Annotated in this window: 17 protein-coding genes; 14 read left to right on the forward strand and 3 right to left on the reverse strand. The window is 37.8% G+C overall.

The window, feature by feature from the left end; all coding sequences use genetic code 11:
- The first annotated feature begins 229 nt into the window (after positions 1 to 229).
- From lgt to H3T55_RS09860, 5 genes are all read left to right on the forward strand, one after another.
- On the forward strand, positions 230 to 1,060 hold the full coding sequence (gene lgt, locus H3T55_RS09840; protein WP_225534329.1) for a prolipoprotein diacylglyceryl transferase: 831 nt from the start codon (positions 230 to 232) through the stop codon (positions 1,058 to 1,060).
- Between the two features lie 136 nt (positions 1,061 to 1,196).
- On the forward strand, positions 1,197 to 2,213 hold the full coding sequence (locus tag H3T55_RS09845; protein ID WP_225534330.1) for an NAD(P)H-dependent glycerol-3-phosphate dehydrogenase: 1,017 nt from the start codon (positions 1,197 to 1,199) through the stop codon (positions 2,211 to 2,213).
- A gap of 17 nt (positions 2,214 to 2,230) precedes the next feature.
- The gene (galU, locus tag H3T55_RS09850) at positions 2,231 to 3,127 is read left to right on the forward strand and encodes a UTP--glucose-1-phosphate uridylyltransferase GalU (protein WP_225534331.1); all 897 of its coding nucleotides are present in this window, start codon (positions 2,231 to 2,233) and stop codon (positions 3,125 to 3,127) included.
- A 196-nt stretch (positions 3,128 to 3,323) separates the two neighbouring features.
- Positions 3,324 to 3,764, forward strand: a complete 441-nt coding sequence (locus tag H3T55_RS09855; protein ID WP_087641304.1) for a DUF948 domain-containing protein — start codon at positions 3,324 to 3,326, stop codon at positions 3,762 to 3,764.
- 21 nt (positions 3,765 to 3,785) lie between these two features.
- Positions 3,786 to 4,373: a YtxH domain-containing protein gene (locus H3T55_RS09860; protein ID WP_225534332.1), complete on the forward strand. Its 588-nt coding sequence runs from the start codon at positions 3,786 to 3,788 to the stop codon at positions 4,371 to 4,373.
- A gap of 107 nt (positions 4,374 to 4,480) precedes the next feature.
- Here the strand turns inward: H3T55_RS09860 and H3T55_RS09865 are convergent, their stop codons facing one another.
- A complete protein-coding gene (locus H3T55_RS09865; protein WP_225534333.1) occupies positions 4,481 to 5,581 on the reverse strand; it encodes an aminopeptidase P family protein in 1,101 nt (366 codons plus the stop codon).
- Positions 5,582 to 5,794: 213 nt separating this feature from the next.
- On the opposite strand from H3T55_RS09865, the gene ccpA reads away from it, so the two are divergent.
- Positions 5,795 to 6,796: a catabolite control protein A gene (gene ccpA, locus H3T55_RS09870; RefSeq protein WP_087641307.1), complete on the forward strand. Its 1,002-nt coding sequence runs from the start codon at positions 5,795 to 5,797 to the stop codon at positions 6,794 to 6,796.
- A gap of 54 nt (positions 6,797 to 6,850) precedes the next feature.
- Here the strand turns inward: ccpA and H3T55_RS09875 are convergent, their stop codons facing one another.
- Entirely contained in the window at positions 6,851 to 9,292 is a 2,442-nt protein-coding gene (locus tag H3T55_RS09875) for a penicillin-binding protein (RefSeq protein WP_263864679.1), read from the reverse strand.
- Between the two features lie 182 nt (positions 9,293 to 9,474).
- Positions 9,475 to 9,816, reverse strand: a complete 342-nt coding sequence (locus tag H3T55_RS09880; RefSeq protein WP_225534334.1) for an iron chaperone — start codon at positions 9,814 to 9,816, stop codon at positions 9,475 to 9,477.
- A gap of 137 nt (positions 9,817 to 9,953) precedes the next feature.
- On the opposite strand from H3T55_RS09880, the gene H3T55_RS09885 reads away from it, so the two are divergent.
- The 8 genes from H3T55_RS09885 to trxB all read left to right on the forward strand — a co-directional run bounded on the left by H3T55_RS09885 (position 9,954) and on the right by trxB (position 19,736).
- Positions 9,954 to 10,625, forward strand: coding sequence for a YdeI/OmpD-associated family protein (locus H3T55_RS09885; protein WP_225534335.1), 672 nt, complete (start codon positions 9,954 to 9,956; stop codon positions 10,623 to 10,625).
- A 16-nt stretch (positions 10,626 to 10,641) separates the two neighbouring features.
- Positions 10,642 to 11,097 (forward strand): DUF1801 domain-containing protein, encoded by a 456-nt coding sequence (locus H3T55_RS09890; protein ID WP_225534336.1) that lies wholly within the window; start codon positions 10,642 to 10,644, stop codon positions 11,095 to 11,097.
- 575 nt (positions 11,098 to 11,672) lie between these two features.
- Positions 11,673 to 12,566 carry a deoxyribonuclease IV gene (locus H3T55_RS09895; RefSeq protein WP_225534337.1) on the forward strand — a complete coding sequence of 298 codons (894 nt, stop codon included), beginning with the start codon at positions 11,673 to 11,675 and terminating at the stop codon, positions 12,564 to 12,566.
- A gap of 256 nt (positions 12,567 to 12,822) precedes the next feature.
- Complete coding sequence (locus H3T55_RS09900; protein WP_010764461.1) at positions 12,823 to 13,044, forward strand: YneF family protein; 222 nt, start codon at positions 12,823 to 12,825, stop codon at positions 13,042 to 13,044.
- A 163-nt stretch (positions 13,045 to 13,207) separates the two neighbouring features.
- On the forward strand, positions 13,208 to 14,959 hold the full coding sequence (locus H3T55_RS09905; protein ID WP_225534338.1) for an ABC transporter ATP-binding protein: 1,752 nt from the start codon (positions 13,208 to 13,210) through the stop codon (positions 14,957 to 14,959).
- A complete protein-coding gene (locus H3T55_RS09910) occupies positions 14,959 to 16,743 on the forward strand; it encodes an ABC transporter ATP-binding protein (RefSeq protein ID WP_225534339.1) in 1,785 nt (594 codons plus the stop codon). Before H3T55_RS09905 ends, H3T55_RS09910 begins: the two co-directional genes overlap by 1 nt.
- Positions 16,744 to 17,233: 490 nt before the next feature.
- Positions 17,234 to 18,559 (forward strand): carbohydrate-binding protein, encoded by a 1,326-nt coding sequence (locus tag H3T55_RS09915; RefSeq protein WP_225534340.1) that lies wholly within the window; start codon positions 17,234 to 17,236, stop codon positions 18,557 to 18,559.
- Positions 18,560 to 18,803: 244 nt separating this feature from the next.
- The gene (gene trxB / locus H3T55_RS09920; RefSeq protein ID WP_087641315.1) at positions 18,804 to 19,736 is read left to right on the forward strand and encodes a thioredoxin-disulfide reductase; all 933 of its coding nucleotides are present in this window, start codon (positions 18,804 to 18,806) and stop codon (positions 19,734 to 19,736) included.
- The last annotated feature ends 176 nt before the right edge of the window (positions 19,737 to 19,912 follow it).

The following is a 19,912-nucleotide window of genomic DNA, read 5'->3' on the forward strand; positions in this document are numbered from 1 at the left end:
AAAAAGATAAAAAAGTGAGTGAGGCAAAGAACGCCGCAATCATTTTTTCCTATTTTCCATTCGAGGTATAAAGAGCTCTTTCAGCTTTTAATTCTATCTAGCTTCACAGGCTAGCTCTTCGGAAAAAAGATAAAATAAATGTGTGTCAAAGAGCGCCACAAATTTATTTTCCTATTTTTCAGTCAGAGCTGACCAGCCTGTTCAGCTTTTAATTTAAGGAGGCAGCCAAATGTTAGGTCAGGTAAATCCAGTTGCATTCAATCTTTTTGGAATAGCAGTTTACTGGTATGCAATCATTATTGTATCAGGAATAGTACTAGCTGTTTGGCTAAGTAGTAGAGAAGCAGTTCGTGTCGGTTTAAAAGAAGATGATGTGATCGATTTTATGTTGTGGGGCTTACCGAGTGCAATTGTCGGTGCTCGTTTGTACTATGTTATTTTTCAATGGCAGGATTATGTAGATAATCCGATAGAAATCATTTTGACTAGAAATGGTGGTTTAGCAATTTACGGTGGCTTGATCGGAGGAGGTCTGGCGTTATTCTTCTTTGCAAGACATCGGTTCATCTCAACATGGACATTTTTGGATATCGCAGCACCTAGTGTGATTTTAGCTCAGGCTATCGGACGTTGGGGAAATTTCATGAATCATGAAGCATATGGCCCAGCAACAACACGCAGCTTTTTGGAAGGACTGCATTTGCCTAAATTTATCATCGACAATATGAATATTGACGGTACCTATCATCAGCCGACATTCTTGTATGAGTCTGTTTGGAATGTTTTAGGTTTTATTGTTCTAGTTCTTTTGAGAAGAAAGAAAAATTTCTTGAAAGAAGGAGAAGTATTTTTAGGATACATCATCTGGTATTCATTCGGTCGCTTCTTTATTGAAGGTATGCGGACAGATAGTCTATATGCATTTGGCAGTATCAGAGTTTCCCAATTAGTGTCACTTGTGCTGTTTTTCGGTGCGATCGGTTTAATGATTTTCCGTCGTAAAAAAGGTGCGATCAAGTTTTATGACAGAGAAAAAGGAACGATAAAAAAAGCAGAATAGAACTGCCTATTATGTCTGTGCTATGGTAAAATATAGATTGGGTATGAAAGTAATAAAAGTAGTAAATTTAGTAAGTTATTATAAATAAAAGCTGATGAAATTTAGTTCGGCTTTTCTGTAAAGGAGATTTTCACCAATGAAACAAAAAGTTGCTGTCTTAGGTCCCGGTTCATGGGGAACAGCATTGGCACAAGTTTTAGCAGAGGATGGCCATGAGGTTCGCATTTGGGGCAATAATAAAGCACAAATTGATGAAATCAATAGGCATCATACCAATCAACACTATCTTCCAGATCTAGTGATTCCAGAATCTATTCAAGGAACGCTATCATTGGAAGAATGTATCGACAACGTAGATGCTGTTTTATTCGTGGTTCCAACTAAAGCAATTCGCTCTGTTGCACAGGAATTTACAGCGAAATGTAAAAATCAACCATTGATCATTCATGCTAGTAAAGGATTGGAGCAAGGCAGCCATAAACGAATTTCAGAGGTATTGATGGAAGAGATACCAGCTGAAAAGCGCCGTGGTGTTGTTGTTTTATCTGGACCAAGTCATGCAGAAGAAGTTGCTGTACACGATATCACGACAATTACTGCTGCATGTGAAGATTTAGAACAGGCTTGCTATGTTCAGCAATTATTCATGAACGACTATTTTAGAATTTATACAAATGATGATGTGATCGGTGTCGAAACAGGTGCTGCACTAAAGAATATCATTGCTTTAGGAGCGGGAGCGATCCATGGATTAGGCTTCGGTGATAATGCAAAAGCTGCGATCATGACTCGTGGTTTGGCAGAAATCAGCCGTTTGGGTGTGGCGATGGGAGCGAACCCGTTGACGTTTATCGGCTTGAGCGGTGTGGGTGATTTGATCGTGACATGTACAAGTGTTCACTCTCGTAACTGGCGAGCAGGAAATCTGCTTGGAAAAGGTCATAGTTTAGATGAAGTTCTTGAAAACATGGGCATGATCGTTGAAGGAGTTTCGACAACGAAAGCGGCTTATGAACTGTCACAACAATTAAATGTTGAAATGCCGATAACAGCGGCCATTTATAGTGTACTTTATGAAGGTAAAGACGTGAAACAAGCAGCAAAAGAGATCATGTTGCGTGATGGTAAAACAGAAAATGAGTTTTTTGTATAAATAGGAGGAAAGATAAAATGAAAGTAAGAAAAGCGGTTATCCCGGCAGCTGGGCTGGGTACAAGATTTTTACCAGCGACCAAAGCTATGGCAAAAGAGATGTTGCCAATCGTTGATAAGCCAACGATTCAATTTATTGTGGAAGAAGCATTGGCTTCTGGTATCGAAGATATCTTGATCGTTACAGGCAAGGCAAAACGTCCAATCGAGGACCACTTTGATGCAAACTTTGAATTAGAGAGCAATCTTCGTGAGAAAAATAAAACAGAATTATTAAAATTAGTAGAAGAAACGACGGATGTCAATCTTCATTTTATTCGCCAATCTCATCCAAAAGGATTAGGTCATGCGGTATTACAAGCAAAGGCTTTTGTTGGAAATGAACCATTTGTTGTCATGTTGGGCGATGACATTATGGAAGATAAGATTCCTCTATCTAAGCAATTGATGAACGATTATGATTCGACTCATGCATCAACGATAGCAGTGATGAAAGTACCTCATGAAGAAACATCAAAATATGGTATTATCAATCCGGAAGCAGAAGTTTCAAGTGGTTTATATAACGTTAACAGCTTCGTTGAAAAACCAACGCCAGAAGAAGCGCCGAGTGATTTAGCGATTATTGGACGTTACTTGCTAACACCAGAGATTTTCCATGTTCTTGAAACGCAAGAACCTGGCGCAGGTGGAGAAATTCAACTAACAGATGCAATCGATACGTTAAATAAAACACAGCGTGTATTCGCACGTGAATTCACAGGCAAACGTTATGATGTGGGAGATAAATTTGGTTTTATGAAAACCAGTATCGAGTATGGTCTAGTTCACCCAGAAGTGAAGGATAATCTTCGTAATTATATTATTGAGCTAGGTGAAGAGCTTTCGAAAGAACAAGCATCAAAAGAGAAATAGAGTAAATTAATATTATGATGAAAGACAGGACGATTGTTCTGTCTTTTTTATTATTTTACGAAAAATCACAAAGGAAGATAGAGAGTTTTAGGTTAAATTGTTATAATTGAAGAAGTAAAGCAACTGAATAATTTGAGAAAAATGCTAGTTGATGTTATTCTAAAAGTGTATAACAATTGCAGAGAGGAGCAGAAATATGACAGGTGGAGAGGTAGCAGCAGTTATCGCAGCAGTAGCATTTGCTGTATTAGTGGTCTTTATTATTTTAGTACTGATAAAAATCGGAAAAACTGTAGAAAAGGTTTCAACAACAGTTGATGAAGCAAATAAAACAATCGAAATCGTAACGAAAGATGTGGATATTTTATCTAGGCAAGTAGAGGGACTTTTAGTAAAAAGTAATGAGCTGATCGAAGATGTCAACAAGAAAGTTGCAACGATCGATCCATTATTTGCAGCAGTGGCAGAATTGAGTGAAAGTGTATCTGATTTGAATTACTCTAGTAGAAATTTACTGGGGAAAGTAGGCTCCGTAGGCAAAACAACGGCGAAAGCTGGCGTAGTAAGTAAAGTAGGCGGAGCGGCATTCAAAGCATTTCGCCCGAAAAAGAAAACAAAAATTGAACCAACAAAATAAAAAAATAATGGAGGAATAACTATGGCAAAAAAAGGTGGATTTTTCTTAGGAGCAATCATCGGTGGAACTGCAGCAGCAGTGGCAGCACTATTATTAGCACCGAAATCTGGTAAAGAATTACGTGAGGACTTGGCAAATCAAGCAGATGATTTAAAAGACAAAGCAACAGATTACACAGACTATGCTGCTCAAAAAGGGGCTGAGCTTTCTTCGATTGCGAAAGAAAAAGCAAGTGCTTTAGGAGAACAAGCAGGTGATCTAGCTGGCAATGTCAAAGATAAAACAAAAGGTTCTTTCGATAAAGCACAAGGAGTATCAGATAACGTTTTAGAATCATTCAAAAAACAAACTGGAGAGCTATCTGATCGTTTTAAAAAGACAGCAAAAGATGTGAATGATTCAGTGGATGAATTAGGTGATATCGCTGAAGATGCTTCAGATGATATTTTTATCGATGTGAAAGAATCAGCGAAAAAAGCAAAAGAAACGGTGTCAGAAGGTGTATCTGAAGCGAAAGAAGTCACAAAAGATGTTCCTGAAAAAGTAGAGGAAGCAAAACAAGATACGAAAAAAATTGCCAAAGAAACGGCTGACAATATTAAATCATAAGAAAATAGAATGGGATCGAAGCGTAACAGTGGCTTTTATTTCCATCGTTTATTAAATTTTAGAGTGCGAAACAAGACTATTTTTAGTTTTGTTTCGCACTCTTTTTACTAATCGATGATTTGTAATTCTTTTGTTGTTTTTGTGAAGGCTTCACAGCCTGTTTTAGTCACATGAAGACAATCTTCGATCCGTACGCCGACTTTGCCTGGGATGTAAATACCAGGTTCAATAGAAAAACACATGCCTTCTTCAATTACTAAATCATTCCCTGTAACTAGAGAAGGGTATTCATGAACGGTTGTTCCAATTCCATGTCCTAGTCGATGATTAAAATATTCTCCATAACCGTAACCGCTGATCACGCCCCGAGCGACATCGTCTAATTCACCAGCTGTCACACCAGGTTTTACAGCATCCATAGCTTTTAACTGGGCTTCTAAAACAATGGAATAAATTTCCTTTTGGAAATCTGTTGGTTCCCTATAAGCGACCGTTCTGGTTACATCACTACAATAGCCATTATAAACAACACCTAAATCAAACAAAACAAGATCCTGTTTTGCAACAGCTGTATTTCCAGGGTTTCCATGTGGGCTTGCAGCATTTTTTCCAGTTAAGACTAACGTATCAAAACTCATAGAACGGATACCCTGACGTTTTAATTGATATTCAATTTCAGCAAGGATCTCCTGTTCTTTAGCACCTTCGGCAATTGCTTTGAATCCAATTTCTAATGCTACATCGGCCCAATTTCCAGCTTCCATAAGTTTGTTCACTTCAGCAGGTGTTTTTAAAAGCTGTAGTTTTTCGATGACGGGAGTGACGCTGATTGAAAAATCACTTGAAGGAAATGCTTGGTTTAAACGTTCAAAACGAGAAACACTCAACGCTTCTTTTTCTGTTGCTATTTTAAGTGGATTGCCATTTTTCTTGATCAGCTGAGTGATTTTTTCCCATGGATCCTCGCTATCTAGGTAGCCATAGACTGGTTCACTCCAAGAACTATTTTCAGCATCCTCAACTTCTAATGCTGGGGTGAATAAGAATGATCCGCTATTCAATGAAATAAATAAAGCTAAAACTCTTTCGTGAGGGTCACTGTGATAGCCGGAAAAATATGCAATGTGGCCAGGATCACTGATATAGGTCAGATCGATCTGTTCTTTTTCCATCCATTTTTTTAAGTCATTGATTTTTTCTTGATTCATAACTCTCCTTCTTTCTACAAAACTGATAATAAGAAAATTGTATCTTTATCATACCACGAAAACACGTAAAGCGCTTTTTGAAATATATAGTAAATTTTCATGAAAATGAGATTAAAACGGTTGCAAAAACAAAAAAAGTCTGCTATTCTTAGTGAGAAATGTAAACAGCGTTTTCAGAAAATAGAAAAATTATAATTATTTAGGAGAATAATCATGGAAAAACAAACAATTACGATTTATGATGTTGCTCGTGAAGCAAATGTATCTATGGCAACCGTATCGCGTGTAGTGAATGGTAATCCGAATGTGAAACCAGCTACTCGGAAAAAAGTCTTGGAAGTTATCGACCGTTTAGACTATCGTCCTAATGCAGTTGCTCGTGGTTTAGCAAGTAAAAAGACGACAACTGTTGGCGTTATTATTCCAGATGTGAGTAATATCTTTTTTGCTTCGTTAGCACGAGGAATCGATGACGTAGCGACGATGTACAAGTACAACATTATTTTAGCAAATTCTGACGGCAACGATCAAAAAGAAGTCAATGTATTGAATAATCTTTTAGCGAAACAAGTCGACGGAATCATTTTTATGGGACATCATATCACAGATGAGATCCGTGGAGAATTTTCACGTTCTAAAACACCAGTTGTTTTGGCAGGTTCGATCGATCCTGATGAGCAAGTTGGTAGTGTGAATATCGATTATACAGAAGCGACCAAAGATGCGACAACGATGTTGGCAAAAAATGGCAACAAAAAAATCGCATTTGTCAGTGGTGCACTGATCGATCCAATCAACGGACAAAACCGTATGAAAGGATACAAACAAGCTTTAGCAGATAATGGGTTAACGTATAGTGAAGGGCTTATTTTTGAATCTGAATATAAATTTAAAGATGGAATCGCCTTAGCTGAGCGCGTTCGCAATAGCGGCGCAACTGCTGCTTATGTGACAGATGATGAATTAGCGATCGGTTTATTAGATGGTATGATCGATGCTGGGATCAAAGTACCAGAAGATTTTGAAATCATCACAAGCAATAATTCACTACTGACAGAAGTATCTCGTCCGCGTCTTTCAAGCGTGACACAGCCTTTATATGATATCGGTGCGGTTTCTATGCGTCTATTGACAAAATTGATGAATAAAGAAGAAATCGAAGATAAAACTGTTATCTTACCTTACGGTATGGATCAAAAAGGATCGACTAAATAATAGAATTTATCTGATAAAAATACCGCCAACTGAGCAATCAGTTGGCGGTATTTTTTAATTATTATCCTTTTTGTCATCCTCTTTTTTATCGTCTTCTTTTTTCTCGGAAGAAGAAGGCGTTGTGTTATTCGAGTTTGAAGATGATGGTGTTGTTGTTCTAGAATTATTAGAACCTGATGTAGCATAACGTCCCCAGTAAGCACTATAATTAGCATCTGAGCCGCCATAACCAAATTTATATTGGCTTTTTGGCGCGCCGTCTTTGGCATAAAGAGAGACTGTATTTGGTCCGGGAGCAGTATAAGTACCACCATTATAAGTGAATGTTCCAGGTTTTTCACCAGTAAAACTAGAGACCGTCGATTTAATGACATCGTCTGAAAGGGTGAATTTTTGCCCTACTCCGAATAAATCTGGCCTAACAGAATAAACAGCATTGATTAGGTTAGCAAGATAATTACTATTTTGATCCCCGCTATTTGGGCTCATTGCTGTAGGAATATCATAGCCTGTCCAAGAACCTAGTGTGATCGTTGGCGTAGAAACGACTAGCCAAGAATCTTTGTAAAGATCAGTGGTTCCTGTTTTACCGATCCAGTCAACATTTGCTAGATCAGGATTAAGTCCGGAAACAACAGGTTTAAATGGTGTAGTGATTTTTGAATCAAGGACAGAGCGCATCATGTCATTCATGATGGATGCCGTTGCTGGAGAATAGACCTGAACAGGTTCATTCTTATGTTCATAAATAACTTTACCGTTATTGTCAGTGATTTTTTCGATCATATAGCCTTTTTGGTACTGTCCTTTGTTTGCTAAGGTTTGGAATCCATTTGTTTGAGTAAGTACGGTTGCTTCCACAGCTCCTAATGGTGCAGACTCATAAGCCCAAGCTTCAGATGCAGGATAATTCATCTTGCTTAGATAATGATTATAAGAAAAATTATCATCACCCATTTGTTGTTTCATCGCTTCATTTAGGTGATAGACTGGAATGTTGTATGACCATTCTAGTGAATATCGAACAGTATCAAAAGTATTTGTGCCGGAATTTGTAGCATTCGTCAATTCGCGACCATCGCTGTAAGAAGTGGGATAGTTAGCTAAACGGCTCTCAGAACCGATCATTCCCTGGTCGATTGCCGGACCGTAAACTGAAATCGGCTTGATCGTCGAACCAACTTGTCGAACAGTGTCCAGCGCATGATTACTTTGACTGACATTATAATCACGACCAGCAACAAAGCCGATGATCTTACCAGTTTGGTTATCCATCAGTACATTTCCTGTCTCAACAAGACCAGCGCCGTAACCGTCGTCAAGCATATATCCATAGGCAGCAACAGCATTTTGCATCGTATCATAAACCGTTTGATCAATAGTCGATTGAATCGTGTAGCCGCGATTTTGGATTTCTCTGCGTGCTTGCTCTTCATATTGAGAGAGACCTATTTCATCTAAGTCTTCTTTTTTGACACCCGCTTTTTCGATATTGATGTCCATGATCGCTTCAACGGCTTTGTCTAAAACGGCATAATACAGATAGCCTTCTGTATTTTGATTCGCTGCTTGTTGTGGCTGGAAGTCTTGTTTCAGGTCATAACTTTTAGCTGCTTCGTATTCTTCTTTAGTGATCGCTTTTTCTCGATACATGCTGAACAATACAAAATCTTTTCGTTTCATACCATAGGAAAGATTTTCATCATCTTTAAGCTCACCTGTGTTTGTGTAAGGCGTGTAGATGATCGGGCTTTGCGGAAGACCTGCAATAAAGGCTGCTTGGGCTAACGTGAGATCATTTGCACTTTTTCCGAAAAGCCCCTTCGCTGCTTCTTCGACACCTGCGATGTTTTCACCTTTATTATTACGCCCAAAAGGAGAAACGTTCAAATAAGTTGTGACGATTTCATCTTTTGAAAAATAGTTTTCAATACGATAAGCCAACAGGATTTCATTTGCTTTTCGTTTGAAAGTCGTTTCGTCAGTTAAAATCTGCTGTTTGACTAACTGCTGTGTCAAAGTAGAACCGCCGGAAGAACCACCGATACCTGTGGCATCAGAAACAAGGGCACGAATCACAGCTTTCGGTACGACTCCTTTGTGTTCTTCAAAATATTCATCCTCAGTAGAGATGATCGCTTTTTTCAATAGAGGAGAAATATGCTCGCTGTCAACTCTTGTTCGAACCAAATCAGATTTGATCATGGCAATGTTTGTGCCTTCAGCATAGGTCATCTTAGAGACTTCAGTGATATCACTGATATCTGTTTGAAGCTCTTCTTTGGTTGGTGGTTCAGTGTCTTCTACAAGAAAGGCAAAATAGCCCATACCGATTCCTAAACCTAATGCACCGCCTAATAACAACATGACAACTAAAAAGACAAATAAGGACTGTAAAACTCGAATAACCACGTTAAAGCCCATGATGATCTTTTTCTTTTCAGGTATTGTATAAGAATGTCGTTCCGTTTGATTGGAATTATTCTGATTATCCAAAAGCTTCACCTCAATAAAATGTTACATTCCGTGATATTATAGCAAAAAAATTCTATAATGAACAGTTGTTCAAATGTTTCTATCGATTTAAACATAAAAACTTAAGAGTAGACATCGCAAAATTTTTACACATAGTTCAAAAAAAGAATAAAATGGACGAGTAGTATTCGTCCATTTTGGCATCAAGATTGTGTATTCTCACCGACACGGAACAAAACGATTTTTTTGATCAAGTCCATTGGTAAAGGGGAATCTAAAGGAAACTGGATTGCTCCTTTACTTGTCTTATACGCTGATAATTCTTCTTTAAATGCTTTAATTGCAGAAGGAGCAGGGTAGAAACCAATGTGGTTTTTAGCATTAGCGAAGTGAACTAAATTTCCATCTAAATAGAAGGTAGGCATACCGTAAGCTATTTTTTCTGTTGCTTGGGGAACTAGCTCCTTGATTTGATCGTATAATTGTTGTAGCTTTTCTTGACGTTCTGGTGGACATTCAGAGATATAGGTTTCAATGATGGTCATCGTTATTTCCTACTTTCTAATTTGTTTCTTTTAGTATATCACGTAATAATCAGTTATCGTTTGTTTTTAGTTGTAAAAGCTTTACACATTTATGTTACACTAGCAATAACGATCAAATGAAATAAAAGGGTGAGAGCATGGCAAAATCGGTCGCTGAAAAATTGAAATTAATGGCATATCCAACAAAAGCAATCGTCGATCGACCCAATGAAAGTTATCTGACTGAATTAAAGGATGCACAATTAGGTTTTCCTACTAAGCCTGTAGATCTTTTGTTTGTTTTTGTGAAGACGATGGATGACTTTAAAAAAATTGTACACGTAACGATAGAAAAAGAATTGTTGAATAAAGATGGCGTCCTTTTTGTTGCCTATCCAAAAAAAGGAAATAAAATGTATCCAACATTTGTTCATCGGGATGAAATTTTTCCAGCCTTAGATGTAGACGATAGTGACGGGTACGTAGGGAAAAGCACATTGAAATTTAATCGGATGGTCAGTTTGGATGAAGTGTTTACAGTAACTGGTTTGAAAAATACTGAAAGAAAAGCACCTAATAAAAAGGCTACTAGTGCGAGGGTGGAAGATTATGTTCAGTTTATCCCTCAAGTAGAAAAACTTCTAGAAAAACATTCAAAAGCAAAAGTACTATTTGATAATTTGACGCCAGGATACAAAAGAGATTGGGCAAGATATATTTTTAGTGCAAAACAGCAAACGACACAGGATAAGAGAAAAGCAGAGATGATCGATATTTTAGAAAAAGGGTTTAAATCAAAAGAGTTATATCGTCAATCTTTGTCAAAATAAAAAGTGGAGAGCGTTTATGGAGCAAATAGAAGAATATATTGTAGAGATAGAGGAGAAATGGCAGGCAGCATATAAAGCGTTGGCTCAAACTATTGCTGAAAATATACCAGAGGGGTTTGTCTTACAGATGCAGTATGGTATGCCGACTTATGTGGTGCCGCTGAGTATTTTTCCTGAAGGATATTTGAATCGTAAAGATGAACCATTACCTTTCATCAGTCTTGGAGCACAGAAAAAGCACCTCGCTCTTTATCATATGGGGATCATGGGGAATAAAGAATTGCTGCAATGGTTTCAAGAAGAGTATAAAAAAGTTGTTCCTACTAAACTGAATATGGGAAAAAGTTGTATTCGATTTACAAACACGAAGACGATTCCTTATGCGTTGATTGGAGAATTGGTGAGTAAAATCTCAATGGATGAATGGATTGCCAGTTATAACCTATACAAAGCAAAAAAGGATAGAGATTAAGAAGCAAAAAGATTGTCTTTTCTAAGTGATTCACGTACTCTTTTAGAGGATGGTCTTACTGTGAAAGAGATGAGCTGATGTAGGGCAGTACAAGACATTTGTAATAAAGTGTTGATTATTTGCTGAGAATCACAGCGAAAGAAATTGAGTTGATGATGAACAGTACAAGACTTTCGTAAGAAAGTGTTGATCATTTATATTATCCAGCTGCACAAATCAATCCTTAGGAAAATAGATAAATTGTCAGTGAAACAAAAAGCGTTTCAATGCCAATTTCCTAATTTTCTACAGGATTAGGCGATTTGTTTCGCTTTTATTGTTATCCAGCTGCACAAATCAATCCTTAGGAAAATAGATAAATTGTCAGTGAAACAAAAAGCGTTTCAATGCCAATTTCCTAATTTTCTACAGGACTAAGCGATTTGTTCCACTTTTATCGTTATCTAGCTGCATGAGCCAGTCTCTCGAGAAAAAGATAAAGCCTGAATGAGGCAAAAAGCACCTCAGTCATGTTTTCCTATTTTCTAGTCGAGACTAAACAGGCTCATTCCGCTTTTATTTTAAGGAGGATTTTTATGTTATTAGGTTCGCATGTGAGTATGAGTGGTAAAAAAATGTTATTAGGAGCTGCTGAGGAAGCGGCTAGTTATGATGCTACAACCTTTATGATCTATACAGGTGCGCCTCAAAATACGCGCCGTAAACCGATCGAAGAGATGAATATTGAGACCGGTCAAAAATTTATGGCTGAGCATCATTTGAGCAATATCGTTGTTCATGCACCATATATCATTAATTTAGGTAATACGATCAAAGTAGAGAATTTTGGTTTTGCGACGGAATTTTTACGTCAGGAAATTGAACGAGCACAAGCTTTAGGTGCCACACAAATTACTTTGCATCCGGGAGCTCACGTTGGAGCTGGTGTCGATGCTGGTCTAAAGCAAATCATCAAAGGTTTGGATGAAGTGCTTTGGAAAGAGCAAATTCCGCAGATCGCATTAGAAACAATGGCTGGTAAAGGGACTGAGCTAGGACGGACGTTTGAAGAATTAGCGACGATCATCGAAGGCGTTACATTAAATGAAAAATTATCGGTAACGATGGATACATGCCATATCAATGATGCTGGTTATAATGTAAAAGAAGATTTTGATGGTGTCTTGGAAGAATTTGACAAGATCATCGGATTAGACCGCTTGAAAGTCGTTCATGTGAATGATTCTAAAAATCCGATGGGTTCCCATAAAGATCGTCATGCAAATATTGGTTTTGGAACGATCGGGTTTGATGCATTGAACAAAGTCGTTCATCATGAAACATTGACAGAACTACCGAAAATTTTAGAAACGCCTTATGTTGGTGCAGATAAAAAAACAAGCAAAGCACCTTATGGTTATGAGATTGCTATGTTAAAATCGCAAACATTCGATCCAGATTTATTAGAGAAAATAGAAGCACAAAAATAAAAATGCTGCAGGCTTTTTATCTGCAACAAATATGAGAAAAGGCTATTCATAAATTTCTTGTGAATAATATAGTAAAATAGCTTTTCTTTTCACCTGCTTTCTAGTAAAATGATTTCTTGAGAGCAATTTCATTAAAGAGAGGATAAAGTCCTCAATAAAATTAGAGATAATGAGTCTAACAAGAGCATTGACTGCGTAAATGGTTTAAAGTGCAGAAACTTTTGTTTGACTTTTCTATGAGAAAGGAGAGATTTATATGTCAACAGGTTTAGTAGTGTTAATCGCGATTATCGCTTTATTAGCAGGTGCAGCAGGCGGATTTTTCCTTGCGCGCAAATATATGCAAGATTATTTCAAAAAGAATCCTCCCGTTAATGAGGATATGTTACGAATGATGATGATGTCAATGGGACAAAAACCTTCTGAGAAGAAGATACGTCAAATGATGCAGCAAATGAAGAACCAGGGAGACAAATAGGTTCTTTTGAAGCTATTCAGATTTCAAGAGCACAACGGGCTGATTTTTTAGCCCGTTTTTTTGCACTTATTTTTAGTAAATGAAAGGAGTTGTATAGATAATGGGAAAACAACAGAGAAATGATGTGAGTGGTAAGTAGCAAGTTTAGAAGAGGAGAATGTACATGTCTATATTTAAAAAATTAGGTTGGTTTTTTAGGCAGGAAAAGAAAAGTTATGTTATTGGGGTTTTTTCATTGATCATGGTTGCCCTTGTACAGCTAGTTCCGCCGAAGGTCATTGGGATCGTTGTTGATGAAATCGCTGCTAAAAATATAGCGATTCAGTCGATTTTGTTTTGGGTAGGTGTATTATTAGCAGCGGCTTTAGCACAATATATTTTTCGTTATATTTGGCGTTTGCATATTTGGGGAAGCGCTGCCCGACTTGAGAAAAATTTAAGACGGCAATTATTTCATCATTTTACAAAAATGGATGCTGTTTTTTATCAAAATTATCGTACGGGGGACTTGATGGCGCATGCAACGAATGATTTGAATGCAATTCAAAATGTTGCGGGTGCTGGTATTTTAACTTTTGCGGATTCATTGATCACAGGAGGAGCCACGATCATTGCGATGATTTTGTTTGTTGATTGGCGGTTGACGCTGATTGCCTTGATTCCATTGCCATTATTAGCAGTGACTTCGAGAATTCTAGGATCTAAACTGCACGATGCATTCCGTGATTCACAAGCCGCTTTTTCAACGATCAACGATAAAACACAGGAAAGCATCACCGGAATGAAAGTTATCAAAACGTTTGGTCAAGAAAAGGAAGACATTGCTGATTTTACTGAAAAAATCGATGATGCGATCATCAAAAATAAACGGGTAAACTTTTTAGATGCATTATTCGATCCGTTCATCACACTGATTATTGGCATTTCATATGTGCTGACGATCATCATTGGCGGACGCTTTATCATGGATGGTACAATTACGATCGGTCAATTGATCTCTTTTATTAGTTATATCGGTATGCTGATTTGGCCAATGTTTGCGATCGGACGTTTGTTCAATGTATTGGAGCGTGGAAATGCAAGTTATGATCGTGTCAATGAATTGCTTCATGCCAAATCCCATTTTGTCGAGCAAAAAGATGCGATTCAGACACCGGCTAAAGGAGAATTGTCGATCGAAGTTGCGGAATTTAAGTATCCAAAGGATAAAGAAACAACGTTAGAGCAAATCAAGTTTGTCTTAAATGAAGGGGAAACTTTAGGGATCGTTGGGAAAACAGGAGCAGGTAAGACAACGATCTTAAAATTATTGATGCGAGAATATGATAATTACCAAGGCCATGTGTCCTTTGGCGGACGCAACATCAAAGATTATTCATTGGATGCTTTGATGCATTCCATTGGTTATGTGCCGCAAGATCATTTTCTATTTTCAATGACGATTCGGGAAAATATTCGTTTTGCTAACCCTGATTTTACTGAAGAGCAAGTAGAACTAGCAGCAGAAATGGCGTTTATCAATAATGAGATCAAAGCGTTTCCAAAAGGATATGATACCTTAGTTGGGGAACGTGGTGTGTCATTATCTGGTGGACAAAAACAACGGATCTCGATTGCTAGAGCATTGATTGTCGATCCTGAATTACTGATTCTTGATGATGCTTTATCTGCTGTGGATGCGAAAACGGAAGAAGCGATTTTGTCTAATTTAAAAGAAGCACGTAAAGAAAAAACAACGATCATTGCAGCTCACCGATTAAGTAGTGTGATGCATGCGAAGGAAATCATCGTCTTAGATGAAGGAAAGATCATTGAACGGGGAACGCATCAAGAGCTATTACATTTAGCAGGCTGGTACAAACGGATGTGGGACAAACAGCAACTGGAAGCTAAAATCGAAGGGAGTGACGTCTAATGGAAGAAAAATATGAATCAGAATGGACAAAATCGATACCGCTAAAAGAACAAGTGACGATCGTAAAACGGCTGCTTAAATTTGCTAAGCCTTTTCGCCGAACCTTTTTATCAGCTATTTTCTTTGCACTGGTTCTTGCTGTCATCAATATTATTTTGCCCAGAATCATTCAATTGTTCATGGATGATTATTTAACACCCAAAACAGCGACGAATCAAGTGATTTTCTTTTTTGCCGGACTGTATTTATTTGGGATCATCGTGAAAAGTATTATTTGGTTTTTCCAATGGTTTTTATATTCGATGGCGTCCTTAAAAACCTATCAATATATTCGAGTGAAGTTGTTTGAAAAGCTTCAGACCCTGGGGATGCGCTACTTTGACCAAACACCGGCGGGGTCGATCGTTTCCCGTGTGACAAATGACACAGAAACGTTGTTTGAATTTTGGTATGTCTTTTTGATGGTTTTGACGGGCATTTTTGCAGTCGTTTCTTCGTTTATCGCAATGTTTCAGATCAATGGGAAAATTGCTTTATATAATTTGATCTTTTTACCGATTTTATTGATCGTTATTTGGTATTATCAAAAATTTAGTTCTAGAATTTACCGAAGCATGCGGGAAAAATTGAGTCAACTGAATACAAAATTAAACGAATATATTTCAGGAATGCAGATCATTCAGCAGTTTAGACAAGAAACACGTTTGGAAAAAGAGTTTGAAGAAACAAATGATGAATACTTACGAACTCGTTTTTCGATGATTCGCACGAATTCATTGTTACTAGGACCGATCATCAATTTTCTGTATACGCTGGCAATTGCTTTGTCTTTGACCTTATTTGGGTATGATGCGCTGCATTCACCAGTAGAAGTTGGGATGATTTATGCTTTTGTGACTTATGTTCAGGCATTCTTTAATCCGATGACGCAAATGATGGATTTTTTGAGTGTTTTTACAGATGGTATGGTGGCGGGAAGTCGGATTCTTAAAATCTTTGATAATCAGGAAGTTACACCGCAGCAAAACCCAAGTGCTGATGCCACGATCACAGAGGGCAAGATCGAGTTTCGAAACGTTAGTTTTTCTTATGATGGGAAAAATAATGTATTGGATCATATCAGTTTTATTGCCTACCCAGGAGAGACAGTAGCTTTGATCGGACATACTGGTAGTGGAAAAAGTTCGATCATCAATGTGTTGATGCGCTTTTATGAATTTTACGAAGGTGAAATCTTGATCGATGATCGGGATATTCGTGAGTATCCATTGCCTGAATTGCGTAAAAAATTGGGCTTGGTTTTACAGGATGCGTTTATGTTTTACGGAGATATCGCTGGGAATATTCGGATGCTGAATCCTGATATTACAGATGAACAAATAAAGGATGCCGCAACGTTTGTTCAAGCTGATAAATTTATTGAGACGTTGCCTGGGAAATATCATGCGAAAGTGATTGAACGTGGTGCAAGTTATTCTAGTGGCCAACGTCAATTGATTTCATTTGCGCGAACGATGGTTACAGATCCGAAAATTCTTGTACTGGATGAAGCAACGGCGAATATCGATACAGAAACTGAAGGTTTGATCCAAGAAGGATTGGCTAATATGAGACAAGGAAGAACGACGATCGCGATTGCTCACCGTTTGTCGACGATTCGGGATGCTGATCTCATTTTGGTTTTAGATAAAGGTCGAATTGTAGAACGTGGGAATCATACTAAGTTACTAGAAAAGAATGGATTGTATGCAGATATGTATCAACTGCAAAATGGTGAAGGATAAGGAAGTATTTGAAAAAAAGTAATTTTATTTCCTTGTTTACTAAAGTGGAACAAAACGAAAGTATAGTTTTGTTCCACTTTTTTGTCTACTGCGAGCTAATTATTTAAATAAGCATATTTGGATATATTTAGAATTTTTTGATTACATGATGAGAGCTTGATTTTGAAGGAACGTAAAAAATAATTGGCAGTAAGAAAAATAGGTTTAAGTTTTGGAAAAAAATGAACTTTGTGTATGGCTACACAAATTATAAGCTAGGTGAGTTGAATTTAAATGAGCCTATTTTTTTTGAGTTTTCACGGAGAATGCTATAAATGAAGAGGATTTCAAAGTGAATAATTGGTGATGTCGCTTTAAAATCAAATATAAACTTCGCAGTGTAAAGCTTTCTTATGCTCATTTTTTTCTTTTTTTGTGCGAACTTTGAGTCATTAGGGCTCATGATTTCCTTTAAACTGAAGGGCATAACAATCCTTAGGAGGAGATACACATGAAATTGAAAAAACTATCTATGTTATTGCTATGCGGAATGATTTTATCGACAACTAGTTTAACAACAGTTAGTCATGCAGAAGAAAATCAGCCAAGTTCAAGAAAAATAATTGGAACGGATGACAGGGTAAAAATCAACGATACGACACAAACGCCTTATTCAAGTATTGTATACGTTAGAGTAGGTAATTCTACAGGGAGCGGTACTGTTATCGGGAAAAACAAGATTTTAACAGCGGCGCATGTAGCAGAGGACTTGACATCAAGTGAAGTTATCAGTAAGTCTTATGTAACACCGGCAAGGAATGGAAAAATCAAACCATATGGTTCTTTTGATGTTGAATCTGCTGAAATTCACCCAATATATGCAGCAAGTCGTAAGAGAGAGAACGATATCGCCGTGATCACTGTAAAACCAAATAGTGAAAATCAAACTATTGGTGATGTGGTTCCAGTTGTTCCTGTAAACAATGTTCCAACTGTTTCAATAGGGAGTACAAGTGTTTTGCCGGGGTACGGTGGAGATAAGAAAGGCGAGTTGTGGGAAGGAAGAGGAAAGATCCTTTCACAGTCGAGCTTGCGTTTTCATTATGATACAGATACTGTTGGCGGAAATTCAGGAGGACCTGTTTTTAATGAGAATTTTGACCTGCTTGGTGTTCATACAACAGGCAGCAGCACAAGTAATAGTGCAACGAAGCTGACAGGATCCAACTACGAGCTTGTTGAGAAACATCTAGACAAAGGAAATCCTGATACACAAGCTCCTTCTCAAGTAACAGGAGTGAAAGCATCAGAAGTGACAAAAAATTCAGTGAAACTATCTTGGGACACTGCAACAGATAATATTGGTGTTGATAGATATGAAATTTATCGCAATGGGAGTAAAATTTCAGAAAGCAGAACAACCAGTCAAACTGTCACCAATTTAGCAGCAAATACGTCCTATGATTTTTCGATTGTAGCAGTGGATGCGGCTGGCAATCGCTCGGTAGCATCGAAGCCTATAACAGTCAAAACATTAGAAGATAAGCCAGGAGAACCTTCAGAAAATGAGACAACTTGGGAAATAGACAAAACCTATGACACTGGAGATCGTGTATTCTATGAAGGATTGGAGTATGAAGCGAAATGGTGGACAAGAGGAACTCGACCAGATGAGTCTGATGTTTGGCTGCTTCTTTCAGACCAAGCTGTAGAATGGAACGCAAAAAAAGGATATGATGGCGGAGCGAAAGTGACCTTCAAAGGAAAAACGTATCAGGCGAAACACTGGACAAAAGGAGAACAACCAGGAACGTCCAATGTTTGGGTCATCATTTAATAAAGATGTCGTGATGTATAGAAAGAAAGGCAGGCTAAAAATCAGCTGCTTTTCTTTCTATTTTTTAGCAACTAAAAATTTTCTGAGCATAAAAAAGCTGCGTTTTTCTAGAAAAATAATGATATAATGGGAGATGTTGATCAGAAGAAGTTTTACTTATATTTTGATCTGGGCAGAAAGATAGACAATCGTCTATCTAAGTAGTAAAGTAAATGTACTTGAAAATTCGGAGGTTGAAAGACTTATGTATGATGTGATCGTAATCGGCGCAGGTCCTGCGGGGATGACTGCTGCTTTATATGCGTCTCGTTCTAATCTTTCTGTATTGATGATTGAACGTGGAGCACCAGGTGGACAAATGAATAATACGGCAGAGGTAGAAAACTATCCAGGCTTTGATTCTATTATGGGACCTGAACTAGCCTATAAAATGTATGAGAATGTAGAAAAATTCGGTACAGAAAATGCTTATGGAATCGTGATGGATATCAAAGATCAGGGAACTTATAAAGAAGTGATCTGTGATGATAAAACCTATCAAGCAAAAACAGTCATTATTGCGACGGGCTGTGAGCACCGTAAATTAGGTGTGAAAGGCGAAGAAGAATTTGCTGGGCGCGGTGTTTCATACTGTGCTGTCTGTGATGGTGCTTTTTTCCGCAATAAAAAATTATTGGTGATCGGCGGCGGAGATTCAGCTGTAGAAGAAGCAATTTATTTAACACAGTTTGCTTCAGAAGTGGTTATTGTTCATCGTCGTGACGAACTACGTGCTCAAAAAATCATTCAAGACCGCGCATTTGCCAACGAAAAAATTTCATTTGAGTGGAATACCGTTTTAGAAGAAATTACCGGCAATGATATGGTCGTAACTGGCGGACAATTGAGAAATGTCGTTACTGATGAAGTAAAATCGATCGACGCGGACGGTGTGTTCATTTATGTTGGACTTGACCCATTGACTGAACCATTCAAAAAAGCTGGTCTTACGAATGCGGAAGGCTGGATAGAAACAGATCAAGATATGAAGACAAGTATGCCGGGGGTTTACGCAATCGGAGATGTTCGTGAGAAAACTTTACGTCAAATCACCACTGCTGTTGGTGAAGGCGGAATCGCAGGGCAACAAGTATACAAATATATTGAAGATATGGCAGAAGTTGAGGAAGTAAAATAAGTTGTTGATCCAGCTTTACTGTTGCTTCAACGAGGACCTGAGTCAAAAGTTTGATTTTGACTTAGGTCTATTTTTGTCAATGATAAAAAATGTTAAGGCTTCCTGCTGATGAAAATGGAATCTATTGAACACAGTAAATGTTTTTTTGAGTGAGCCGCTCTCTAAGCTGTAAATGA

Origin of the sequence: Enterococcus sp. S22(2020) (assembly GCF_020295385.1) — a bacterium.
Lineage (GTDB): Bacteria > Bacillota > Bacilli > Lactobacillales > Enterococcaceae > Enterococcus_L > Enterococcus_L dunnyi.

Excerpts from the sequence above, each read along its gene's own strand:
- H3T55_RS09885 (WP_225534335.1), top strand. The coding sequence starts at position 9,954 with ATGGCAAAATCGGTCGCTGAAAAATTGAAATTAATGGCATATCCAACA.
- H3T55_RS09895 (WP_225534337.1), top strand. The coding sequence starts at position 11,673 with ATGTTATTAGGTTCGCATGTGAGTATGAGTGGTAAAAAAATGTTATTA.
- H3T55_RS09860 (WP_225534332.1), top strand. The coding sequence starts at position 3,786 with ATGGCAAAAAAAGGTGGATTTTTCTTAGGAGCAATCATCGGTGGAACT.
- ccpA (WP_087641307.1), top strand. The coding sequence starts at position 5,795 with ATGGAAAAACAAACAATTACGATTTATGATGTTGCTCGTGAAGCAAAT.
- trxB (WP_087641315.1), top strand. The coding sequence starts at position 18,804 with ATGTATGATGTGATCGTAATCGGCGCAGGTCCTGCGGGGATGACTGCT.
- H3T55_RS09865 (WP_225534333.1), bottom strand. The coding sequence starts at position 5,581 with ATGAATCAAGAAAAAATCAATGACTTAAAAAAATGGATGGAAAAAGAA.
- H3T55_RS09915 (WP_225534340.1), top strand. The coding sequence starts at position 17,234 with ATGAAATTGAAAAAACTATCTATGTTATTGCTATGCGGAATGATTTTA.
- H3T55_RS09855 (WP_087641304.1), top strand. The coding sequence starts at position 3,324 with ATGACAGGTGGAGAGGTAGCAGCAGTTATCGCAGCAGTAGCATTTGCT.
- H3T55_RS09890 (WP_225534336.1), top strand. The coding sequence starts at position 10,642 with ATGGAGCAAATAGAAGAATATATTGTAGAGATAGAGGAGAAATGGCAG.
- H3T55_RS09880 (WP_225534334.1), bottom strand. The coding sequence starts at position 9,816 with ATGACCATCATTGAAACCTATATCTCTGAATGTCCACCAGAACGTCAA.
- lgt (WP_225534329.1), top strand. The coding sequence starts at position 230 with ATGTTAGGTCAGGTAAATCCAGTTGCATTCAATCTTTTTGGAATAGCA.
- H3T55_RS09900 (WP_010764461.1), top strand. The coding sequence starts at position 12,823 with ATGTCAACAGGTTTAGTAGTGTTAATCGCGATTATCGCTTTATTAGCA.
- H3T55_RS09910 (WP_225534339.1), top strand. The coding sequence starts at position 14,959 with ATGGAAGAAAAATATGAATCAGAATGGACAAAATCGATACCGCTAAAA.
- H3T55_RS09845 (WP_225534330.1), top strand. The coding sequence starts at position 1,197 with ATGAAACAAAAAGTTGCTGTCTTAGGTCCCGGTTCATGGGGAACAGCA.
- galU (WP_225534331.1), top strand. The coding sequence starts at position 2,231 with ATGAAAGTAAGAAAAGCGGTTATCCCGGCAGCTGGGCTGGGTACAAGA.
- H3T55_RS09905 (WP_225534338.1), top strand. The coding sequence starts at position 13,208 with ATGTCTATATTTAAAAAATTAGGTTGGTTTTTTAGGCAGGAAAAGAAA.